The organism is Streptomyces viridochromogenes DSM 40736 (assembly GCF_000158955.1).
GTDB classification, from domain to species: Bacteria; Actinomycetota; Actinomycetes; order Streptomycetales; family Streptomycetaceae; genus Streptomyces; species Streptomyces venetus.
This window is the reverse complement of record NZ_GG657757.1, coordinates 8625645-8646658: the sequence shown is the minus strand read 5'-3', so window position 1 is coordinate 8646658 and position 21014 is coordinate 8625645. Positions and strand designations below refer to the sequence as shown.

General features: G+C 68.9%; 18 protein-coding genes and 3 pseudogenes. 8 read left to right on the top strand and 13 right to left on the bottom strand.

Going from position 1 to position 21014, the window contains the following annotated elements:
- The first annotated feature begins 476 nt into the window (after positions 1-476).
- Positions 477-680 carry a hypothetical protein gene (locus tag SSQG_RS37990; RefSeq protein WP_003995338.1) on the top strand — a complete coding sequence of 68 codons (204 nt, stop codon included), beginning with the start codon at positions 477-479 and terminating at the stop codon, positions 678-680.
- A gap of 99 nt (positions 681-779) precedes the next feature.
- Here SSQG_RS37990 and SSQG_RS37985 read toward each other — a convergent pair whose 3' ends face one another.
- A complete protein-coding gene (locus tag SSQG_RS37985) occupies positions 780-1589 on the bottom strand; it encodes a hypothetical protein (protein WP_244299434.1) in 810 nt (269 codons plus the stop codon).
- A gap of 658 nt (positions 1590-2247) precedes the next feature.
- Here SSQG_RS37985 and SSQG_RS37980 point away from each other — a divergent pair.
- The 3 genes from SSQG_RS37980 to SSQG_RS37970 all read left to right on the top strand — a co-directional run bounded on the left by SSQG_RS37980 (position 2248) and on the right by SSQG_RS37970 (position 4462).
- Positions 2248-3114 (top strand): hypothetical protein, encoded by an 867-nt coding sequence (locus tag SSQG_RS37980; protein ID WP_003995335.1) that lies wholly within the window; start codon positions 2248-2250, stop codon positions 3112-3114.
- A 285-nt stretch (positions 3115-3399) separates the two neighbouring features.
- Entirely contained in the window at positions 3400-4230 is an 831-nt protein-coding gene (locus SSQG_RS37975) for a sigma factor-like helix-turn-helix DNA-binding protein (RefSeq protein ID WP_039934522.1), read from the top strand.
- Positions 4220-4462, top strand: a complete 243-nt coding sequence (locus SSQG_RS37970; protein WP_244299433.1) for a hypothetical protein — start codon at positions 4220-4222, stop codon at positions 4460-4462. Before SSQG_RS37975 ends, SSQG_RS37970 begins: the two co-directional genes overlap by 11 nt.
- Before the next feature lie 233 nt (positions 4463-4695).
- Here SSQG_RS37970 and SSQG_RS37965 read toward each other — a convergent pair whose 3' ends face one another.
- Both SSQG_RS37965 and SSQG_RS41640 read right to left on the bottom strand, forming a co-directional pair.
- Entirely contained in the window at positions 4696-6180 is a 1485-nt protein-coding gene (locus tag SSQG_RS37965) for an NF041680 family putative transposase (protein WP_003987568.1), read from the bottom strand.
- Between the two features lie 111 nt (positions 6181-6291).
- Positions 6292-6495 (bottom strand): hypothetical protein, encoded by a 204-nt coding sequence (locus SSQG_RS41640; RefSeq protein WP_158680940.1) that lies wholly within the window; start codon positions 6493-6495, stop codon positions 6292-6294.
- Positions 6496-6782: 287 nt separating this feature from the next.
- Here SSQG_RS41640 and SSQG_RS37960 point away from each other — a divergent pair, with 287 nt between their 5' ends.
- Positions 6783-7238, top strand: a complete 456-nt coding sequence (locus tag SSQG_RS37960; protein ID WP_003987569.1) for a hypothetical protein — start codon at positions 6783-6785, stop codon at positions 7236-7238.
- Between the two features lie 211 nt (positions 7239-7449).
- Here the strand turns inward: SSQG_RS37960 and SSQG_RS37950 are convergent, their stop codons facing one another.
- The 3 genes and pseudogenes from SSQG_RS37950 to SSQG_RS40240 form a co-directional block, all read right to left on the bottom strand.
- On the bottom strand, positions 7450-7740 hold the full coding sequence (locus SSQG_RS37950) for a hypothetical protein (RefSeq protein WP_003987571.1): 291 nt from the start codon (positions 7738-7740) through the stop codon (positions 7450-7452).
- A 162-nt stretch (positions 7741-7902) separates the two neighbouring features.
- Positions 7903-8247 (bottom strand): hypothetical protein, encoded by a 345-nt coding sequence (locus SSQG_RS40245; protein WP_244299431.1) that lies wholly within the window; start codon positions 8245-8247, stop codon positions 7903-7905.
- Between the two features lie 23 nt (positions 8248-8270).
- Positions 8271-8921 (bottom strand): annotated as a pseudogene (locus SSQG_RS40240) (Mu transposase C-terminal domain-containing protein); the annotation flags it as partial.
- Between SSQG_RS40240 and SSQG_RS37935 the strand changes: the two are divergent.
- Both SSQG_RS37935 and SSQG_RS37930 read left to right on the top strand, forming a co-directional pair.
- The gene (locus SSQG_RS37935; RefSeq protein ID WP_425315011.1) at positions 8920-9267 is read left to right on the top strand and encodes a hypothetical protein; all 348 of its coding nucleotides are present in this window, start codon (positions 8920-8922) and stop codon (positions 9265-9267) included. The pseudogene SSQG_RS40240 and the gene SSQG_RS37935 overlap by 2 nt on opposite strands.
- A gap of 674 nt (positions 9268-9941) precedes the next feature.
- Positions 9942-10379 carry a hypothetical protein gene (locus SSQG_RS37930; RefSeq protein WP_003995328.1) on the top strand — a complete coding sequence of 146 codons (438 nt, stop codon included), beginning with the start codon at positions 9942-9944 and terminating at the stop codon, positions 10377-10379.
- 20 nt (positions 10380-10399) lie between these two features.
- On the opposite strand, the pseudogene SSQG_RS43815 reads toward SSQG_RS37930, so the two are convergent.
- From SSQG_RS43815 to SSQG_RS44205, 3 genes and pseudogenes are all read right to left on the bottom strand, one after another.
- A pseudogene (locus SSQG_RS43815) lies at positions 10400-10581 on the bottom strand (ATP-binding protein); the annotation flags it as partial.
- Positions 10582-13509: 2928 nt separating this feature from the next.
- Complete coding sequence (locus SSQG_RS37920) at positions 13510-14112, bottom strand: hypothetical protein (RefSeq protein ID WP_244299430.1); 603 nt, start codon at positions 14110-14112, stop codon at positions 13510-13512.
- Positions 14113-14568: 456 nt separating this feature from the next.
- Positions 14569-14808 carry a Clp protease N-terminal domain-containing protein gene (locus tag SSQG_RS44205; protein ID WP_425315028.1) on the bottom strand — a complete coding sequence of 80 codons (240 nt, stop codon included), beginning with the start codon at positions 14806-14808 and terminating at the stop codon, positions 14569-14571.
- Between the two features lie 923 nt (positions 14809-15731).
- Here SSQG_RS44205 and SSQG_RS37910 point away from each other — a divergent pair.
- Positions 15732-16817, top strand: a pseudogene (locus tag SSQG_RS37910) (MFS transporter); the annotation flags it as partial.
- A gap of 271 nt (positions 16818-17088) precedes the next feature.
- On the opposite strand, the gene SSQG_RS37905 reads toward SSQG_RS37910, so the two are convergent.
- From SSQG_RS37905 to SSQG_RS37895, 4 genes are all read right to left on the bottom strand, one after another.
- Positions 17089-17277 carry a glycosyltransferase family protein gene (locus SSQG_RS37905; RefSeq protein ID WP_003995320.1) on the bottom strand — a complete coding sequence of 63 codons (189 nt, stop codon included), beginning with the start codon at positions 17275-17277 and terminating at the stop codon, positions 17089-17091.
- Between the two features lie 63 nt (positions 17278-17340).
- Positions 17341-17556 (bottom strand): hypothetical protein, encoded by a 216-nt coding sequence (locus tag SSQG_RS37900; RefSeq protein WP_003995319.1) that lies wholly within the window; start codon positions 17554-17556, stop codon positions 17341-17343.
- Positions 17557-17762: 206 nt separating this feature from the next.
- Entirely contained in the window at positions 17763-18755 is a 993-nt protein-coding gene (locus SSQG_RS40215; RefSeq protein ID WP_078507078.1) for a peptidoglycan-binding domain-containing protein, read from the bottom strand.
- A gap of 550 nt (positions 18756-19305) precedes the next feature.
- Entirely contained in the window at positions 19306-20850 is a 1545-nt protein-coding gene (locus tag SSQG_RS37895) for a GMC family oxidoreductase (RefSeq protein WP_039934512.1), read from the bottom strand.
- Positions 20851-21014 lie beyond the last annotated feature (164 nt).

The following is a 21014-nucleotide window of genomic DNA, read 5'->3' as shown; positions in this document are numbered from 1 at the left end:
CGGCATCAACCGGACGCTGAGGTCACCGGCTCCCTTACTGGCAGGCGTTCCACTCCTTAGGCCCGACCAGAGAGATGCGGAGGCCCGGACAGACGTCCGGGCCTTTGGCATGCCCCGCAACTTTCTCTCCGGTCGTTGCTGTCCGTTCGTCGGCTTCAGGCACCAGGGAGTGAAGGAGCCGATGCCGAGAGGACAAGACGCAAGCACCTGAGACCCGTCACCGTTCCGCTCGCCCCACCAGAACTCACCTCAGGAGTCCTCCTGATGACTACTCGACAGACGGCCGGGGGAACGCACGCCCGATCGCGGCTAGCCTGGAGACGCCACCCTGGGCCAGGGCCGAAGCCCCACAGGGACGCTCTCAGGCAGAGAGCCGCAGCAGGACCGCCGACCGCGAGGCGTGCACCACCCCCACGCGGACGACACCACGACAGGTGTCCGCTGTCCTCAATCCCTCTGCTCAAGGGAGCAGCAGCATGACCCGGGACAACGTGCCCGCGCCCGTCCAGCCGCCCGACCCGTCGCCCGCACAGCAGCAGCCCGCTGGTGCGGGACTGACCGCCGCGATAGTCCAGGGCGCCGCTCGGTCCTTCACGGCTCGCCTGGTGGACAAGTTCCTGACCAACCCGCCCGACTGGCTCAGAGCCCTATGGCACGCGCTACCGAAGCTCTGGGAGTAGCCACCGCAGCCGGGCAGGACCGCCCTGCCCGGCTGCTGCCGCCCCTGGCTCGGTGACCAGTGCTACGCGGGTGTCGACGACTAGCGGCTCAGCGCCTCCTCATGAGCGGGGGTGGGTCGTGCTCGGTTTCGTGGTCGGTGCGGTCCCGGGCCACGGAGCCCATTCGTCGCTGTATGAGGTCAGAGCATCGGCAGGCGGGGGCGTGCCGACGGGAGCGGTGCGTATCTGTGCCGGGTACTCCCATTCCGTCGACCGCAAGATGACCTCCGTTTCGAAGACCTCGGCTCGGAGGGCGAGCTCTCCCCTTTCCTGGAGGAAGCGCAGGAAGGTGAGCAACTCGATCGCGGCAACCATCATCCAGGCCACGAGGGGCACTGCCGCGCGGAAGCGTCCCGAGAGACCGAACGGATCGGCTTCCTGGAGCCGCTCAGCGTCGTGGTGGACCACATCGCCGTAGATCCACGCCATCGCCAGTTCCTGGTCCGACATGTCGGCGGTGTCCCCGGTGGCGAGGTCGCCGACCATGAGGCGGTACCCGAGCACCCCTTCGTGTGTTCTGGTCTTCCACTCGGCCTTCGCCGCCTTCGCCCACGCCACGTCGCTGGGCACGGATCTGCAGAAGTACGTGACCGCTTTCAGGGACTTCAGGTAACCGCAGGCATCGGTCTCCAGCAGCAGGGGCCGGACTCTGGCGGCTGCCGACTCGACTACTTCCTCAGGGGGGAACTCTTGGCGCATGCGGGCTTCGCCGCCCTCCGAGATGCGCAGCTTGAGGGGGGCGCTGGCCAGGGAGACCAGCGCGTCCCAATCAGCCGCGAGTGAGTGGCCTTCGATCCGACGAGCGCGGAGCACGAACTGCTCAAGATTGGCACGGTACCGGGCTATGACTTCTTCGCTCGGCTGCCCCATCCCCATATCTCCCCCTGCCTGTCCTGTGTCTCGGCTGGGGTTACGTCCCAGCAGTGGGCCAAGCATCACCTGTCAGCGCCAGGACAACCAATGTCATTTCGTAGCCTCTAGTAGCACCCGATAGCGGGGTCACGCCGTCAACAGGGATTTATGGGCCATCGCCGCGCTTTCGCGGCTCCCGCTGCACCAGAATGCGCCTCCGCAGGGCCTCACCGCCCTGCCCAGCCGCTCATCACAGCACGGGCCGAGCAGCACCCGCCGCTACGGGTCCGGCTCGCTGTCAGCGGACGCCACCGGCCCCACCGGTGCGGCCAATACGACAGCGTTGACGTACTGCCCGGCGCGCACCATGGCGGGACGGGTGGATTCCTCGCCGCGGGAAAGCCAGCCGCGGCGGCCCGGAAGAACGTCCCACGAACACAGACGCCAGCCGTCGATCTTGCTCCAGAACGCCGACAGAGCACGGACAACACTGACCGCACGCACTGATGGAGAGGGGGCTGAAGCCGTTAGATCCAATGGGCCAACCGAGCCGATTCAGGGGTGCACGGAGGCGGTGTGACGAGAACCACAGGAGGCCCGGCCCAGTTTTATTGACGGAATACCCCTTCCCCAGGCCTAGAGGTGAAGCTGTTCGCTACGACCGAGGAGCCCACCCGTGACCGCCGCATCACCCGCCAGGGACACCCTTCCTTTCCCCCTTGCGATGAACTCCCAGGGTGTCGACCCGCTGTTCGCAACTCTGTACACGTACGCCGTCCGCTATCCGGTACAACCCCCACCGACGAACAACGCGTACGGGCCAGTGGTGCACGCCGACGGCAGCGTCGCCCTGATGTCCGCCACGCACTTCCTCCGGCGTGGCGGCTACGCCAACTGGGGCCCCAACGATGTGATGTGGGCGCTTCAGGCGCGCGGTGCCGCCGCCGGCCGCCTGAGCACACCCCACCACATCGACTGGTTCGCCTCCCGAGTCCTGTGCCTGCGAACCGGCAAACGGTGGCACGAGGCGGTTTCGACCGCGCTCATGAGCGACTGGACGGCACCGCTGGAGAACAACGGCCGCATCACGCTCGACGCCATCCAGGCGCTGCGGGCTGAGGCCAGGACCATCCACAAACAACTGGTGCCACTGTGGCAGCGGGGACCGCGGTCGAGCGGTTCACGCATGTTGCTGCTGGACACCCCGCTGGGCGCCGACCTGACCCTGTACGACCTGGTCAGGGGATATCCGAACGTCCAGGACCTGGCTCTTGGGGCGTGTCCTGACGATCCGCGCATCGTCAGGGTTCTGGCCCAACTGCGGCCGGAGGAAAAGCGGGTCGCCTTGATGTGGGCCCACTCCTCGGTCAGCTCCTGGGCCGAGGCGGCATTCCTGGCCGGAGCCTCCGACCCGCTCGCCTTCGGTAGGCACGTGTACCGCAAGCTCAAGCGGCTCGGCGCCCGGCACACTGCCCGCGCCCAGGCGGCGCGGCAGTCGGCACCAGGCCAGCAGCGAACGATCCGCAGACGTACCGCCCTCTGATTCCTCCCGGCATACGGAACGTCCGCGCACCACCGCGGCTGAACAGCCCTCGCCACCAGTGCTGTGCCCCATCCGGACAGCCCATGGCTCCGTGGCCCTCGCGCGCGGCAGCGTCAGCTCGCCTCGAGCGGCGCTGCCAGCCGCCCATCACGGCGGAATTGCACAGCCGACTTTCAAAGAACTTTCGTGCGAGCGCTGGAATCTCAGACGACCTGTGCATATGGCAGGTGACCGCGATACAACCAGCGTCGCCGAAGGCTGGTGAGCAGTACATCGGAGAGAGCTATGCCGAAGAAGCCTGCCGGGCCTCGCCCCCGCAACACCGAGCTACTGAACGTGCTCCCGCCCGAGATCCGCAACCAGGTCGAGCGGGTCGAGGCTCTGCGCGCCAAGAACTTCACAGGGGCCAGATACGAGCTCCTCGCCGACGAGCTGTTCCGGTACGCGTACGTGCCACTGATGGCGAAGATGGGCAGCGGCGAGATCGCCGCTCTGGCCAGCGACTCCGCCACACCCCTGGCAATGTCCCCCGAGGAGCTCCAGACGCTCCGCAGCAGCCAGGCGGACCGTGACGAACTCGCGGTGCGCACCATCGCGGCCGCGCTACAAACCTTCACACGCCGCGCCCTAGGCGAACGGAGATGGCGGCCGGAGGAGAACCGGGGGCGTGACGGCCAGCCAGCCTCCCTGGAAACGTACTTCTTCGGCCAGTGCCTACTCGTCTTCCCCCGCGAGATGCGGCGGTGGCGAGCCGAGCGCGCGGACCGCTTCGCCCGCACCGCCAACCGGCTCTCGCCGCACTACGTCCGCCACCGCCTCGGATACGAGACCGGCTCGGCTCCCGACGGGGAGGTCGCCGCGCTGTGCGACGGCGTGCTGACGCTGCTGGAGTCCGCGCCAGCGCGCGAACGCGCAGTCGTCACGCTGACCCTCGACGGTCACAGCGCCGGCGAGATAGCTGATCTGCTCCACATGACCGTCCCGGCCGTGGAGAGCGTTCTGTATCGCTTCCGCCGCAAGGCCCGCGGTTGGCGCCGCCGCGGCGGCCTTCGCCTGCCGAGTGAGATGCGCGCTCACGCCCTGCAGAACAAGAGGATGGCCGCCGGTGACCACTGAGCCTCATCCGTCCGGCGGCCCCGCCGGACTGGCCCGCTCCCTAACCGTGATCGGTGGTGGCGGGGCGGGCACGCTGACCGCGGCACTCACGGATGCTCCCTGGTGGGCCGTGGTAGCGCTGGGCTTCGCCACGCTGACCCCGCCCGCCGTGGCCCTGGTACTGACGGAGCTGATCCCGCAGGAATCCGAGCACCGGCTCGCCCTGTGGCGCACCTGGTGCCGACGCCAGTGAGCGCGCTCCGAGCGCGGACAAGCTTGGTTCGTGCAGGTAGCCGACAGTGACGGCGGTGGGGATATTGGCCATGAACTTGCTACGTCTGTCAGTTGCAGGACGCAGGCGAAAGCTTCGCGCTGAAGGTCGCCGAAGTACTGGAGGAACTGCAGCCGGCCACCGCGTCACGGTGGTATCGCTGCGTCTTGGACGCTGCGATCCCCTTAAGCCGGGCCCCGAACTTAGCTTGTTCTTTAACTCTTCAACCATTGTAGGGCGATAAGAGTCTTCTTGCGGCGGACGGTTTTGCCCACGTCGTAGCGGGGTGCCCGGTGTCTGTTCTTCGTGCCGGGTGGCCGTCCGGGGCCGGGCCGGTAGGGTTTCGGCGCTCTGGCGGGGCAGGGCATGTGCTGGCGGAGGTTCCGAAAGGTCCGGCGGACCCGGGCGGGGGTGATCCGATTCGGTGCGGCTGGCTTCTCCCACGGGTGCCGCAAATCCTGGGTCAGTGGGCGGGCGAGCCGGAGCTGGGTGTAGGCGGCGATGATCAACCAGGTCCACCGGTCGGCGGCTTCCGGTTCTCGCAGCTGGGGCTTCGTCCAGCCGAGGGTCTGCTTGAACAGGCGGAACGTGTGCTCCAGGTCGAACCGGCGGAGGAAGGCCTGCCAGGCCCGGTCGACGTCCGCGTCGGTGGCACCGGTCTTGGAGGACCACAACCACACCGCTGGAGCCGCCCGGCCTTTCGACAGGTGCTCGACCTCCAGGCGGACCAACGTGCCTTCGATCAGTGGGAGTTCGCCTTCGTGGTCGAGCCAGGCGGCCCGGTGGGTCAGCCGCGGGTGCACGCGGTCCCATGCCTGGGTGACGGCCTTGCCGTAGTTCGCCGTGGCGGTGCGTGTGGTGACCGCTGGTTCGGGCCAGGTCTCCGGCCTGGCGAAGCGGAACTCCGGACCGTGCTTCGGTGGCCGGCCGCCCTTGGGGTCGTAGATCCGGGGCGGCTTCGGTAGCCGCATCACGCGGTCGCCGCGGACCCGCCCGACCAGCTCAACGGGCAGGTCTTGCAGGACCCAGGCCAGGCGGGTGACGTCGTATCCGGCGTCCGTGACGATGACGATGTCCGGCTCGCCGGGTTGCCACTGGCCTGCGGCGATGAGCCGTTCGACGACATCGCGGAGCTGGGCGGCCGTGACCGCAGTGGCGTCATCGGCCGGGCCGAGGCGGACCGCGTCCAGGACCTGAGTCCAGGAGGTGGCGCCCATCTCCAGCACCGCGACGAAGGAGTACGGCCAGCCGGGGATGAACTGCGAGGCGGTCTTCGCCCGGCCGTAGACATGGCAGAACAGCCGCTCGGGAGAGCAGGGCGCGTCCGAACGCAGCCATGGAGAGACGTCCACGGCCAGGACCAGCCGCCCGTCCGGAAACCGGGGCAGCGGAAGCCCGGCCAGCAGCGAGCGCAGTCGGCCGGTGTCGATCCCGCCCTGATTGAGGCCGTCGTACATCGCGCCGTGCCCACGGCGGTGCTCGGGCAGCAGCGTCAGCTCCACCGCCGAGTGCACGGCACCCGGCGCACACAACACCGCGTCCACCAGCTCGAACAGCTCATCGCCCCGGACGGTCAGACACTCGTACAACTCGGCCCGGAAGCGTGACGCTTCCGCGAACGCTTCTCCTGGAACAGCTTCAGGCAGCAGACTCACCCTCACGGCCTTCGTTCTGATTAGTGCACCTTGGTCGGAGCACATGATCAGGCGAAGGCCGCCTCAGCGTCCGGAGAATACCCAGGTGAGCGACCCAGTTCGAGATGCCGTTCGGCGCCGGAGCTACGGATCGAGCTGAGCAGCCATGCGGAGTCCTCACGGGGACTGGCGCTGCGAGCGCCGCGACGCGCGGAAAGTGACACCAAGGACTCCGCCTGCACCACCGCCGAGCACCAAGCCCATCGCCATGCTGTCGAAAACAGCCAGCCCGAGCACGAGCCCAACTGGAATGCCGATCAGCATGCCTGCAACAAGCCCTGTGCTGATGGACGGTACTCGGGCTTCCTCGTTGTTCGTCACACGATCATGGTGCCGAAGCAGCCCTCCGGGGACGAGCTTCAATACGGCCAACCTTCAAGGTCGGCCGTACCTTAAGAACAAGCTCAGGGCGAGGGGGCGCTGTGCCGGATCGCATTCTCATGATGTTGGCTGCGTTCTCGAACCGGCGCTGGTCGGCCTTGCTGGGGAAGATCAGCAGGAGTCCGACCAGGAACAAGAACGCCTCCCCGCCTCAAGGCGCGATTAGTTTCGCGAACCAGCCGGCAGGGGCGGCGGGGCGGGCAGGGCCGTCCCGCTAGTCTCTGACCATGGCTGATCCACATCCCGCCGTCTACGAGGCGTACTTCACCCGCACGCCCTTCCAACTCCTCGCCGGCGTGGGCTGGAAGCGCCTGGTCGCGTTCTGCGTCGACAGCACGGGCATTCTGCTCGGCGGTGCGCCAGCCCGCTATAAAGCTCAGACGGCGTTCGTGCCGTGGGAGGACATCACATCGGTAGTCGTGTGGCAGCAGCGCATGGCTGGTCCCTCAATGGACTACGTCGGCGTCCACCGCCGGGCGGGAGCCCCGGAACTGCCGGGGGCGAACCGCAAGATGACTCCCGCACAGGCAGCTCGCACCGTGCCCCACGTCGAGTACGAGCTTCTCCGCGCGAGCCGGCCCATCAACTTCTGGCGTCTCGACCCCCACCGCCTCCAAGCCGCAGTCGATTCCTTTGCTCCCCACGTTCCAGTCTTGGTGTATCAACAACCACACCTCCGTTGAAACGCGGGAGGTTAAAGAAAAAGCTCAGTGCTTCTTCAACGGCCGTCGCACGGGTCATCGCCCACAGGCATCGGCTTGGTGTCGGCCGCCAGGCAGGAGGAGTACACCCGCGGCGGAGGGGGCTGTGGATCCCTCTCGGCGCTCACGGCGATGAACGCCACCGCACCGGCACAGATCAGCCCCGCCATCGCGACGAGCCCTGTACGGCGGCTCACCGGTCGCCGCTGAAGTGGTCGAGAACTTCATCGCTGCAGTCGTCCGCGCCGACCCGGGATCGAGTGAAGGCCAGCACGCCGTCCTCGTTGCCTTCCCTCTTGGCCTTGGCCAACTGCGCCTCGATGTCCGCGATGTACTCGGCGCACTCGGCACTGACGGGCTTCTCGGGCTGCGGGTCAGGCGCCGGAAAGGCGTTCAGTGCGGCGGTGGCAGCGATACCGGCCACGCACAGCACCGCCCACACGGCAACCCACAGGCGGCGGCTCATCCGTAACGGCTTGGGCATTTAGGCATCCTACGAGCGTCGCAGCGGGCTGTCGCCGAAACGATCAATAGGCCCGCGCGACCTGTACGTCACAGCGAAGATCACCCACCGGCGTCTGGCGCGCCGGGGGCGTCGACCACCCCCGCACCAGCCGGGGGCCTGCCGGACCCGGTGGCCGGTCAATCAGGGGCAGGCGGTGTTGAAAAGGGGGTCGAGCGGATCGCCCTCGTACCCGACGACGAGGCAAGCCGCTGCTACCGGTCCCCGGGAGCGCTCCACGAGCCGGGCCAGGACCGTCGCCTCGGATGGCAGTTCATCCAGGTCGATACCGAGCGCCCGGGCCGCACGGTCCCGTCGCCGTGCGAAGTCGGGCAGGTCCTCCCGATACTCGTCGGCGACCACCTGGAGTTCTTCGGGCGTCCGGCCTGGAGCGTCTCGCCACCACGGCGCCACGAGACACAGCTGCACCAACTCCGGCAGTCCGAGCGCGAGCAGGCCGGCCTCGCCGTCAAGGCCCACGTACACCACGGGGCGTTCCTCACCGCCCTCGCTCAGCCCTCTGCGGCGGTGTCGGTCAGATCGACGGCCCCGGCGGGCGGATCGGCCAGCGCCGCATAGTTGATCTTTGTGCCGAGGTGGTTGGAGTGCGCGTTGTCGACCAGGTGGAGGTAGTCGATGCCGGTGGTCACCTTCGGCTCCTCGGCCGGGACTTCGGGCCGGGCCTTGGGATGGGAGTGCCGTTCGATCTGGAACGGCGTCGCGGTGCCCGCGTCCTGGCCGTCCAGACGCACGCGCAGGAAGGTCAGGTCGAAGGGGTCGAAGACCAGTTCGACCTTGTGGCCGACCAGCTCGGGCTCGACCTGGTAGCGGTTGCCGTGCAGCGAGACGGTCGCGGTCTTGGCGACGCGGCGGTGCTCGGACCAGCGGAACGCTTCGGCGAGATCCGCGGGCTGCGGGACCGGGAACGGGGCGCCGGCCATCCACCGCTGAAGCGGTTCCTGTTTCGTCTCGGAGTGCACCCGGCGGTGGTAGATGTTCTCCACCCAGGCGATGAACAGGCGGTTCATCTCCGCGAGGTCCTTGATCTCGCGGCCGACCTCGCCCTTGTCGGAGGCGATCTCGACCGTGAACTCCCCGTTCACCGTCCTGAAGAACCGTTCGATTTTGCCCCGGCCCTCCGGGCGCCCCGGGGCGGAGTGCATGCAGTCCCTCGCGCAGCGCGGCGCTCAGCTCGCCGGACGGGCCACGCTCGTCGACTGCGGCCCCCTCCCCGCCCGACACGGCAAACGCGAACCGTTCCGCGACGTCATCACCGACATCGAAAACGCCCTCGACCTCCACCACCACAAACCCGGCACCCTCCCGGCCCACGCCCCCTACCTCCACCAACGCACCGCAGGCCGCATCGGATCCCTCACCCGCCTCATCCGCCAAGCAGCCATCAACGCCATCCACGACGGCACCGAACGCATCACCAAAACCACCCTCGACGCCGTAAAGCTCGACCACATCGCCGAACAACACAACCGCCCCACCCGCAACCGCTAACCACAACCCCCCGAACAGGCAAACAGCCCTGACCGGCAAAAACACCAAACGAGCCATTACACGCCACAACTACCTACAACCCACCCCGCCACACTCCACAGACCACAGATAAACCCAGTTCACACACCCAGCCCACCCCAGCCGAACCACCCACTCGACTTCTCAGCGAACCCACAACACCCCAAGCCATCAACAACCCAGCACACCAACAAGCCCCCCTCCGAGCGTTAGCGCTGACCCGGTGTGCGCGCGCTGCTGCACGGTCAACCCGCGCGCCCGCGCTTCTTCGGCACCGCCCAAGGAGCCCGTCCGCTGGCCCTGCACCAGCGCCATCGTCCTCGGTCTCTTCCCGCGCACCCCCCTCGCGGCATGACCCCTGCCACCACCCACCCGAGGCCCACGGGTGAGTTCGCTGTTCTCGGCCCGCAGGTGCTTGATCCGTGCGAGGGCGGTCTCCAGCCGTCGCTGGACGGATGCGATCGACGCGGGCTGTGAGCCGGTCCGCTGGCTGGCGGGCTGTCGGCCCTGCAGTTGCCGGATGGCGGCTACGAGGTCGGGCTGGGTCGACCGGGAGATCCCCGGAAAACGGCCCGAACGCGCGTGGCGCGCCTCTATGTTCGCAGCGACACGACGGCTCGTCGTGCCCGCCCGTGCGAAACCAGGAGGCCCTTGCCATGCGCACCCCGCTCCGCACCGCCCTGACTGGCGCGCTCGCCGCCGCCACGGTCGTCGTCGGAAGTACGATCGCGGGGGCGACCCCGCCTGGGCCCGGGGTGAGCGCCCGGCTGATCGCCCAGAGGACCGTCGGTGACACGGACTACATACTCAGGGAGATCACCATCCCGGCCGGTCAGGCGACCGGCTGGCACTACCACGACGGCCCGGTGTACGGCGTGGTGAAGCAGGGCACGCTCAGCCACTTCGACTCGGACTGCGGCTCCGACGGGGTCTACACGCCGGGCAGCGCCATCCAGGAGGCGTCCGGGCCGGGCAACGTCCACATAGGGCGCAACCTGGGCGACACGCCGCTCGTCCTGGAGGTGCTGTACGTGCTGCCGCACGGCGCGCCGTTCTCCGAGGACGCGCCGAACCCGGGCTGCCCCTTCCAGTGACCGGGGTGGTCACAGGGCCGGGGCAGGGGCTGTTCGGCCCAGATCGTCTTGCCGTTGGTCGTCTGCCGGCTGCCCCAGCGCTGGGTGAGCTGGGCGACGAGCAGGAGGCCTCGGCCGCCCTCGTCGAAGGCGTGGGCACGGCGCAGGTGGGTGAGGTGGAACTGCCGTCGGACACCTCGCAGATGAGGGAGCGGGCCCGCAGCGGGACGGCGAGCATCGAGTCGACGCCCCGGCGGTAGGGGCAGCCGGCGGGGGCCCGGGCCTTGCGTTCCTCGACCCACCGCATGAAGTCGGGGTCACCCGCCTGGCTGAGGACCGCGCGCCCCGTCCGCAGGGCCCGGGGGGCGGGGAGAACGACGGGTAGACGTCCGTCGCGCCCAGGTGCACGGCCGCCTCCGGGGTTCCCTCGGTGACGGAGCCCTGGGCTACGCGGCGCATGAGGATCTCGCCCGCCTTCAGTCTGCCCTTCGCGCCTCCGACGCGCGCCGTCACGCTGCGGCAACCTCCAGCGTGGCGGCCGCGGCACGGGCGACCGCAGGATCGGCGCGGATGACAGCTGTGATCCCTTTCCGGTTCATGGGATGTCACGCGACGATGCCCTCGCGACCGCGCATCGCGCTGGTCGCCCGGACTGGGGGGCATGAACGCACCGCTTAGCTCAGACGAAGTCCCTGCAGGTCACCGGTCAGGATCCTCCGTATGGCCGGTAGTGACTTGCTGCCGGGTTGCCCCGATCGCAAAGCGGTTTGGAAGCTGTACCTCGATGGTCCAGGGACCAGCTCGGCTTTGCTTGGCTGCCTCTATTCCATGAATGGAGCGCTCAACACCTCGCCTTCTGCCGAGTTCCTATCATTGTTCTTCGCTTCTGCCACGTGAGTTCTCGGAGGAAGAGTTAGGAGTCGGCGGTGGGAATGGAAGGAGAAGCTGATCCGCACACGCGCGTATGGGGAGGTGGTACTAGCGACCTTGGCAGCCGTGGCGGGGATAGCAACGGCGATAAAACCGGACTGGTTTGAGGAAGTATTCGATGTCAGTCCAGATGTGGGTTCCGGAGCCTTCGAATGGGCGATTACCATTTGCCTCTTGCTGGCACCGCATCGTTGTCCTCCCCGCCGACGGGGGGGTGTTCCGGTCTCGGGCGTGCTCGATGTCGGGCTCGGGCGTCCTCCCCGCCGACGCGGGGGTGCTCCGCCCTCGGACGCATGGACGGACCCGCGTTCGTCGTCCTCCCCGCCTACGCGGGGGTGTTCCGACCGCGGCGACCAGCCGGTCCCGGGGCCGGGAGTCCTCCCCGCCGACGCGGGGGTGTTCCGGGAGTCTCACAGTCCGTCATTCGGCAGCTCGTGTCCTCCCCGCCGACGCGGGGGTGTTCCGTAGGTCACGAGGTCTGTTCCTTCGTGGTGTCGGTCCTCCCCGTCGACGCGGGGGTGTTCCGACCTTGACGCCGCCGGAGTAGCCGTGCCGCTCGTCCTCCCCGCCGACGCGGAGGTGTTCCGCCCGCAGGGCCGTGCGCGGCGCGTATGGTCAGGTCCTCCCCGCCGACACGGGGGTGTTCCGGACTCGTGGAGGCGCGCTACCGCCAGGACTGGTCCTCCCCACCGACGCGGGGGTGTTCCGACCCAGTCGCGACCCATGTAGTCGTGAAAGTCGTCCTCCCCGCCGACGCAGGGGTGTTCCGTAACACTCACGGTGAGGCCGGGTTGCGGAAGGTCCTCCCTGCCGACGCGGGGGTGCTCCGCCGATCTCCTTCTCGGCGGCGCCGATGTTCGCGTCCTCCCCGCCGACGCGGGGGTGCTCCGGCCGCCGCTCTGGCGAAGTTCAAGACGGACCCGTCCTTCCCGCCCACGCGGAGGTGTTCCGCTGTGCTGGTGAGCACCGGTGTGCCAGGGGTGGTCCTCCCCGCCGACGCGGGGGTGCTCCGATCTCGCGTAAGGCCGCGTCGATCACCCGTTGGTCCTCCCCGTCGACGCGGGGGTGCTCCGAACCGGTGAGGTCGTTCGTGTCTCTCTCGTTCATCCTCCCTGCCGACGCGGGGGTGTTTCGCCCCGGATGTTGACCCACGGGTCCTTGGCGACATCCTCCCCCCCGACGCGGGGGTGTTCCGGACTTCGGGATCACCGTCGTCGTGCTCTGCCAGTCCTCCCCGCCGACGCGGGGGTGTTCCGTGGACGACGCTGGAACGCAAGGAGGCTCAGCTGTCCTCCCCGCCGACGCGGGGGTGTTCCGACGACGATGGTCAGGATGGTGGCGAGGATTCGGTTCGGTCCTCCCCACCGACGTGGGGGTCTTCCGCCGCGCAGCACGTCGGGCCGTCTTCCCTCCGACGCGGGGTGCGACGGCCAGGCCGTTGTAGAACTCGATGCGCGTGTCCTCCCCGCAGATGCGCGGGGGTGATCCGGACAACGCCCAGCGGCGCAACAAGCACGAGCAGTCCTCCCCGCCGACGCGGGGGTATTCCGGCGCCCCACTTCAACTCCGTGCGGAGCTGGTCGTCCTCCCCGTCGGCGCGGGGTGTTCCGTCGACGACGTACTCGGGTCCGGCGCCAGGCCCGCCCTCCCTGCCGACGCGGGGGTGTTCCGTCCGGCATCCCGCTGGGCAGGGTCACCGCCTCGTCCTCCCCGCCGACGCGGGGGTGCTCCGACTACCAAGGCCGGTTCCCGGTGGGGCTCAACGGTCCTCCCCGCCGACGCGGGGGTGCTCCGCTCCCTTGGCCCAGTCGTCGCACAGCCGCTCGGTCCTCCCGGCCGACGCGGGGGTCGCCTCAGCCACGGCCGGGTGATCATCCCTCAGCGGCCGTGACGACCAGCCGCATCCTCGGGGTTCCATGACCATGAAACAGGCGCTCCCTCTCGTTGCCGCTCTGGCCGTTCTCACCGGGGCCGTGGCAGCGCCACAGGCTTCTGCCGAGCCCCCTCCCCGCAAGCCGACGCTCGTGACCGCCAAGCCGTGCACCACCACGTGGGAGGTGACGGGGCGGAAGGTAGCCGTGAGGAGGCCGGCGTGGAACGACGGCCCGGTCGCGACGACCGCCAGCCCGGTACACCACTACCTGCACTGCGGAGACCGGGTGACGTGATCTTCGGTTGGGGCGGCACAGTCGCCCCAACCGAAGGCGTGCATGATCGCTGGTCAGGAGTAGTCGCCGCGTTCAGCCCGGCGCAGGATGTCGCGTTCCTGGCCGGTCTGCGTGTCGAGTGAGTCCTCGTGGTCGATGACGATGGTGTCGTCAGCCTGTTGGGCTCGCGACTGGGCCCCGTAGGCGTCTGTCGCCTGCACCAGGAGAGCGTCCTGGTGTGCGGCGGGCCAGCTCTGGATCAGGTACGACTCCACGACTTCGTCCACCGTCGTCTGGTCGACGGCCCTGTCCCGGCCGCGTGCTTGGACACGCAGCCGGTACGAGCCGGGACCGTCGGAGGCCAGCGAAGGCAGATCCGCGGGGTCATCCGTGAAGGACGTCACCAGCAGTTCACGGGAGGGAGAGTGGCATGAGATCTCAGCGATCTCTTCCCAGCCCGGGGCGGGGTCGGGCCACTTCGAGTGCGGCTCGACCGTGACGTAGACCTCTCCGGTGTGGATCCCGGTGGTCACCTCGATGCCTCCGCCGTCGGCGGACACCAGGCCGGTATGGCTGGCGTCCAGGTCGTCGGCCACTGGCCCTTGCGGGTCTGTGATCTGGAAGAGGTGGTACTCAACATCCACCAGGGCCGTGCCTGGAGGTGCTGGCTCGCTCACGGTGGCCTCGTCTGGTCGCATCTGGCTGGGGCTACCTGATCCATGCCAGGAACCGGTCCTCTTCCAGGACGCGGCTGTAGGTGTAGAAGCCCTTGAGGGCCATGCCCGCATCGGTGTTCTGCCCGGCATTGACCATGCGGCGCCTGAAATCACCGACGCTGTGCTTACTCCTGGAGGTGTCGCTCGCCAGTTGCCGGCACGGTCGCGTTCGGCACCGGCCGCCAGTTCGTCCTGGGCGCGGGAGTCGGTGTTTGGGGCACACGGGCCGCCGGTATCGGAGAGCCGCTACACGCGCGTGCCCACTCCCCCACTTCGACCGGTCCCGCTGCTCATCGACCAGGTTCTCGCGGTCGCGGGTCCGGGCGAAGGCCCACCGCGACCGCGACAACACCAGCGCCTCGCAGGCGGACAGGCAGGCCGTGTCACGTGTCGGGCGCACCTTCGCCGTCGCCCGCTCTAGACGGAGCCCGGGGGCTCACTGTCAACAGTCGGTTGGGTCTCCCCGAGATACTCGGGGGCCTGCATTTGCGTCGTCAGAGCCTGGACTACCCGGTGCGGAGGCACGAATTCCGCGAGAACCTGCGTGGGAACAGCCTCCGCGTCCCGCGCAATCGCGAGAAACACATGCTCGGTACCCACATGCTCATGCCCCAGCGATCGCGCCAACGCTTCGGCGTCCCTCAACACCTCCTGCATGCGGGGTGTGAAGTGAGGAATCTCTTCGTTCATAACGCTCCTCAAGCAGGGGACAGCGAGTGGTACTGCCAGTCTGCAGTACCACTCGCCAGACGCGAGGTCAGCAGTCAGCAGGCTGACGCGGCGCGACTGCGGATCGCTTGTTGTTGACCGCGGCCGTGAGGCACCCTTGAGTCTTCTTCCAACCCCAGCCCCACTTGCCGTTTCTGTCCCTGTGGCGTCCGCACAGCCAACGGTCACCGATGGCATCTGTCTCGTAGAGGCCGTCCCTGCTCGGCCCACAGCTTGGCAACGCTCGGCGAGGGTCACAGGTGTAGAAGACCAGCCGGCCGCCGTTCCAGCAGATGGCATTCGCTGGCGGCGAGTAGGCACCCGCCGAGGCCGTGGTGTACTCCGATGGTTGCGCCACCGCTCCTGCGGCAGTCACCCCGGGGACAGCGAGCGCTGCGGACGAAACCACCAGGGCCAGCTTCAGCTTTCCCCGCTTACGGACAACGGACTTGCTCACGTGCACTCTCCCTTGGTCATGGGGTGATGTGCCTTGGCTAAAGCGCTGCCAACCCTGCCATGGGCATGAGCATGCCGTCTCTTATGCGCGTGGTCGGGTACATCTTCTCAGCCAGACACGGTCTAGACGCGCGCTGTCGTTGAGCAGCACGACTCCATCTGCCGGACCCCCGGGGCGACTTCTCTCCCCCAGGGGGCCGTGGTGTGGCGGGATCAGGTCAGGCCGGAGGCGCGATCCGCGCGGCGACCCGCATCTGATCTGTTTCGTCAATTTCATGAACTTCCGTCTTGCCCCGGGAGAACGAAACGTCGGTGCTCTGGTGAAGACAGTGAACGCCTTCATCGTCGCTGGCGTCGCCAACCGGTTCGTCGCCATCGCCGATAACGACACAGCTGGTCACGACGGGCTCGCCAAACTATGCGGCGCGGCCGTCGACCGGTGGCCCCGCAAGCTGACGGCGGCCGTGAGCCAGGCGCTGCTCGGCGCGATCGCGTTCACGACGGCCGTCCTCGTGGCGCTGGACCGGCTCGACATGACCTCCCTGATGGTGCTGGCCGCCGTCACCGGCGTCGTCGCGACCGTCGACAACCCCGCGTGCGCGCTGCTGGGCAACGATCTCGTCCCGGCGGAGGACGTGCCCTCGGCCATCGGGGTCGGGGCGCTGGTGCACCAGGCGGGGCGGCTCGTGGGAGCGGCTCTCGCCGGTGTGGCGGTCGGGTTCCTCGGCACGTCCGTGGCGTACTTCGCGAACGGGGTGTCGTTCCTGTTCGTGGCCTCGGTGATTCCGTTCCTGCGCCCGGCGGCCGGAGCGGTGCGGCAGGTCGCCGTGGACCGGAAGCAGAGGGGCGCCGACATGACCGTGCGTGAGGGGCTCCGGTTCTTCGCGCGGCGGCCGCGCCTGATGGCGCTGGCCGGTGTGACCGGGATCAGCGCGGTGTTCGGCCGCAGCTACCAGCTCACCCTGGCCGTGTTCGTCACCGGGCCGCTCGCGGGCGGGGCCGGCTCGTTCGGCACGGTCTCGACCGTGCTCGCCGTCGGCGGCATCCTCGGCGCCGTCCTCGCCGCCCGGCTGCGGCGGCCGTCCGTGCGGCTCGTGGGGGGCTCGCGGCGGCCGGGGCACTGCTCCAGGTGGTGGCGGGGCTGTCACCGTCCGTTGCGGTGCTGATCGTGCTCGTGCTGCCGATGGCCGTGGTGGAGTCCGTCTCCGACACCGCCGGTACGGCCGTCCTGCAGACCGACCCGCCCGCGCATCTGCGGGGACGAGTGCTGGGCGTGTGGGGCAGCATCGGCACGGTGTGGAGCCTGGGCGGCCCGCCCGTCCTCGGTCTCCTCATGGAGCTGGCACGGAGCCCGCGGCGCCCTCGTCACCGGCGGCCTGCTCATCGCCGGCGCGATCGGTGCGGGCTGCCTGCTCCGGCAGCGCCGGGCCACGACGCCGGTGATGCTCCGCACGGAGGAGGGCGACGTGGCGGGGCAGCCCGTCCTGAGCACGGCCGCCTGAGCGGCGGCCGGGGCGGCGTGGACCGTCCCGGCGCCCAGTCCGGTCAGGTGACCCAGCAGCCGGCCGCCGCCGCTGAGGACGTCGGCGAGCCGGCCACCCCAGTCGCGATCCCGTCCAGGCCGTGCCGGCAGAACCGGTCGAGTGCCTCTTCCCGAGACTGGCAGTGCAGGCGCGCGTCATCGAGCGCGGGGTGTGCGGGATGTTCGCTCATGCTGTTCGGGCGGGCCGTCACCCGGGCCGACGGTGACGGCCCGCACCCCCTTCGGTCATCTCAGCCGGCGCCCGTAGCGGCGGGCTCGGCGTCGAGGACCTCGCAGTAGGTGGCCGCGGCGGCCTGGCTCCAGCTGAACCGGCTCAGCACTCTGCGACGACCGGCCGCTCCGCAGGCCTCGCGGGCCGCGGGGTCGGCGAGCAGGCCGGCGACGGCGTGGGCCAGAGCCTCCGCCGGCCGACCATTCACTCGGACGGTCCCGCGGCCCGCGAGGCGGACTGACCACCAAGATCCAAGCGAGGAAGTTCTTGCTCAGCACGTCAGGCAGGGCAGCGCGGCAGGCTCCGGGAGATCGTCGGGCAGTGTGCCGTGGAGCTTGGAGGAGGCGTGGGCGGCCAGGAACAGGGCGGCGAGCCGTGCCGCAGGCGGGGTCTTCTTGACCGGCTTGGCGGCCGGCGTGCGGGTGGTCCAGCCAGATACCCGGGAGCGCACCTTGATGAGGCCGGGAGCCTCAGAGGTCGTTCTCATTCCGAACCTCGTATATGGCTTTTTCCGTTCCGCACCGGGCTGGGGACCAAGTTCCTCGCGTCCTCCCCGCCGACGCGGGGGTATTCCGTCGGATGGGTCGCCGTGCAGCACAGGCCGTGGTCTCCGCACCGATGCGGAACCGCTCCATGAGGTGACTTCCAGCAGCCCGTGCAATCGTCGCAGCGTCTGGCATGTGGTTGTGGTGGCTATTTCGTCCGCAGCATGAGGGCGTGTCGAGTGTTGTCCCCGTAGATGCCGGTCTCGTCTCCATGGATGCCATATGCATTCTGAAATCGGGCCACTGCCTGCCGGACCTCCGTGTCGTAACGGCCGTTGATGGCGCCTCCGTCATAGATGTGAGGGATCTGGAGCAGACGTACCTGCAACTCGTAAACACCGTGTCCAGTGTCGCCTGGGCGCAGCAGCCCGGTGCCCGGGATCTCGGGAAGCGAGGCGTTGCCGGGATTCGGCCGGTTCGGTTGCCCGGTCGGTGGGGACGGGGCTGCAGGTGCCGGATTCTCAGGCCATGGCCGGTCCGGCTGCTCCAAGGACGCAGGCGGCGTCGCCGGTGCGGAGTCGCCGTTGCTGAGCAGCGAAGAGGCAAGGACCAATCCGCTCACGGCGCCCAGGCCGAAGACTCCGGCGAGCCGGCTGTGTCGCCGGTCGGTGAGACGGCGATGTCGTTGGATTCCCCTGGGCTCAGGGGGGCGGGCCGGTTCTGGGCGCAGCGGCGTCTGGGAGGGCGGGGCAACGAAGCGGTTCGGCTGCGCGGCCCGCGATGGGTAGGGGGAGTCCTCAGTGGAGTCGGTCCATCGGCGCGCACGATCCTGCAGAGCGGCTGGGGGCGGCGGGAAAGCTGCCGGCGGTTCGGCCTGCGCCGGGCCCCCGCCGCGCGCAGTGGGCGGCTGTCCCGCCTCCCGTGGCGCGTCGGCCTCCTGCCGCACCCCGCGTGACCACAGCGGCTCGACGGCGGCGTTCCCGGCGGCCGGCCGGTCCCAAGCGGGTTGAGGCGGGTCGGCAGACGGTGGGAGGCCTTCCGGACGGACCGGAACCAGCTCGGGCCGGGATCTGAGGCCCTGCGTCCCCGGCTGCGGTGGTGGCGGGGACGGGACGGGGTGGGTGGGGCTGCCGTACCCGGCTGTTGCGCTGGGCCGGTCAGAGGACGGTAACGGGCTTCCGGACCCTTGGTGCTCCTCCATCGCGTAGAGATCGGCGCGAGCGGCATCCAGGGCGTTCAGAACTGCCTGAAATGAATCTTGGATCTCTTGCGCGGGCTCGCGCCCCCGGTTGAGGGCCGGTGGCGGTTCGGCCTCGTCGAATCCCATCGCTAGTCCTCCTCGACCAACCAAGTCCGGGGCGGGGCGCCACCACGGCCCGCGTAGCGCTCCGTGGAATGCGTGCCGACCACTCCAGTGATCTGCTGAACTGGCCGGTCAACGCGGGAGATCGGGTCGATATCGTCTGTCGGAGCCGGACCGCAGACGTGTGTCTACGGTTTCCTTGTCAAGCGATACGCACTCGGCGTGGCGTTGACTCAATCCATTGGCGGGCGATAGCCGCATCTCTCGGCTTCGAGGCGTCTGAGCCGCCAGGACCTGGGCCGGCTTGACGAAAGAGAGGAAGTCGTCGGCCATGACCGCAGATGGTGACCGCTCGCGCACGGCATCCCTGCCGCACCGACCGTTTGACGCGCCTTGTCCGGGCGGTCGGGCGGGCCCAACGGTGTCCTGCTCCTGCCTTGTTTGGAGATCAAAGACCGCGGATCATGTCTGCGCCCTTCTCCGCGATCATGATCGTCGGGGCGTTGGTGTTGCCCCGCACCACGGTGGGCATCACCGAGGCGTCCACCACCCGCAGGCCGCTCACGCCGTGCACCCTGAGCCGGGAGTCCACGACGGGGCCGATGGAGCAACTGCTCGTCGGGTGGTAAAGAGTCTGCAACTCGCGCCGGGCGAAGTCGAGCAGGCCGGCGTCGTCCGTGGAGCGCGGCACGCGGAAGTCGGCACGCCGGTGCTTGGCCAGGCTGGGCTGAGCGGCGATGTCGAGCAACATCCGCAGTGCCCGGATCATCGTGGCGCGATCCTCCTCGGTGGCCAGGTAGTTGTGCAAAACGCGCGGTTTGGCGCTGGGCAGGGCCGACCGCAGGGAGACCTTGCCCCGGCTCGTGGGGGCGAGGACGACCGCGCCGAACATGAAAGCGTGGTCGGCCACGGGGCTGATGCCCTCCTCGTGGAACATCACCGGGGTGGCGTGCACCTGGATGTCGGGAGCGTCCAATCCCTCACGGGTGCGGTGAAATCCGCCGGCCTCGCCGACGTTCGAGGTGAGGGGACCGCGGCCCTCGGTCTCCAGCAGGCGGACGTTCTCCGGCGTCTCGGCGGTGAACAACGACTCGGTCTCGGTGAGATAGCACAGACCGACATGCGGATGGTCCTGCAGGTTTTCCCCCACCGGGAGGTCGACGCGGGGCGTGATGCCGTAGGAAGCGAGTTCGCTGCCCGGGCCGATGCCGGAGAGCATGAGCAGCTGCGGGGAGTTGTAGGCGCCGGCCGACAGCACGACCTCCCGTTCGGCACGTAGGCACAGCAGTTCGCCGTCCCGTTCCACCTCGACACCGGTCGCACGGTCGCCGTCCAGGAGTACGCGGGTGCACGGGACGCCGGTCAGCACCTCGAGATTGGGCCGGGACAAGGCCGGCCGCAGATAGGCGTCGGCCGTGCTGCAACGCAGCCCGCCTCGCTGGGTGAGGTGGTAGTAGCCGACGCCGTCCTGCTCTGGGCCGTTGAAGTCGCTCGTGTAGTGGTAGCCCGCCTCCTGTGCTGCCGTGACATAGGCGTCCGCCAACGGATGCCGGGAACGGCCCTCGCTGACCGTGAGAGGCCCGCCGGTGGAGTGCCAGGGCGACGGGGCGCCCCCGAAGTCTTCGGCGCGAAGGAAGTAGGGCAGGACATCCTGCCAGCTCCACCCGTCGGCGCCGCCGGCCGCCCAGGCGTCGTAGTCACGGCGATTGCCACGTATGTAGATCATCGCGTTCATGGACGAGCAGCCGCCGAGCATCCGGCCGCGGGGCAGATAGCGACGGCGGCCGTCCAGTCCCGGTTCGCACTCGGTGAGGTAACTCCAGTCGTACTTGGTCTGGTAGAGCTTGCTGAACGCTGCCGGGATGCGGATTTCAGGGGCGTCGTCCACGGGTCCCGCCTCGATGAGCAGAACGCGCGTGGTCTCGTCCTCGCTGAGCCGGTGCGCCAGCACGCACCCCGCCGATCCGGCACCCACGATGATGTAGTCGTACACCTGTCCCCCTCGCCCGACACGGCTACTCGCCCCCTTCACCTAAGCCGCATCCGAGGGCGGATCACACCGCGCTACCGGCCAATTGCCCGAGCAGGTTCGCCTCCGGCCGAGAACCGACCCCGCACTTCCCGTCACAGCGGCGCACGGTGTTGCGGAGGCCGCTA

Coding starts and splice junctions, on each gene's coding strand:
- SSQG_RS37990 (WP_003995338.1), top strand. CDS start 477: ATGACCCGGGACAACGTGCCCGCGCCCGTCCAGCCGCCCGACCCGTCG.
- SSQG_RS37930 (WP_003995328.1), top strand. CDS start 9,942: ATGCGCACCCCGCTCCGCACCGCCCTGACTGGCGCGCTCGCCGCCGCC.
- SSQG_RS40215 (WP_078507078.1), bottom strand. CDS start 18,755: ATGGAGGAGCACCAAGGGTCCGGAAGCCCGTTACCGTCCTCTGACCGG.
- SSQG_RS37900 (WP_003995319.1), bottom strand. CDS start 17,556: ATGAGAACGACCTCTGAGGCTCCCGGCCTCATCAAGGTGCGCTCCCGG.
- SSQG_RS37975 (WP_039934522.1), top strand. CDS start 3,400: ATGCCGAAGAAGCCTGCCGGGCCTCGCCCCCGCAACACCGAGCTACTG.
- SSQG_RS37935 (WP_425315011.1), top strand. CDS start 8,920: ATGCAGTCCCTCGCGCAGCGCGGCGCTCAGCTCGCCGGACGGGCCACG.
- SSQG_RS37965 (WP_003987568.1), bottom strand. CDS start 6,180: ATGTGCTCCGACCAAGGTGCACTAATCAGAACGAAGGCCGTGAGGGTG.
- SSQG_RS37950 (WP_003987571.1), bottom strand. CDS start 7,740: ATGCCCAAGCCGTTACGGATGAGCCGCCGCCTGTGGGTTGCCGTGTGG.
- SSQG_RS37985 (WP_244299434.1), bottom strand. CDS start 1,589: ATGGGGCAGCCGAGCGAAGAAGTCATAGCCCGGTACCGTGCCAATCTT.
- SSQG_RS44205 (WP_425315028.1), bottom strand. CDS start 14,808: ATGCAGGAGGTGTTGAGGGACGCCGAAGCGTTGGCGCGATCGCTGGGG.
- SSQG_RS37960 (WP_003987569.1), top strand. CDS start 6,783: ATGGCTGATCCACATCCCGCCGTCTACGAGGCGTACTTCACCCGCACG.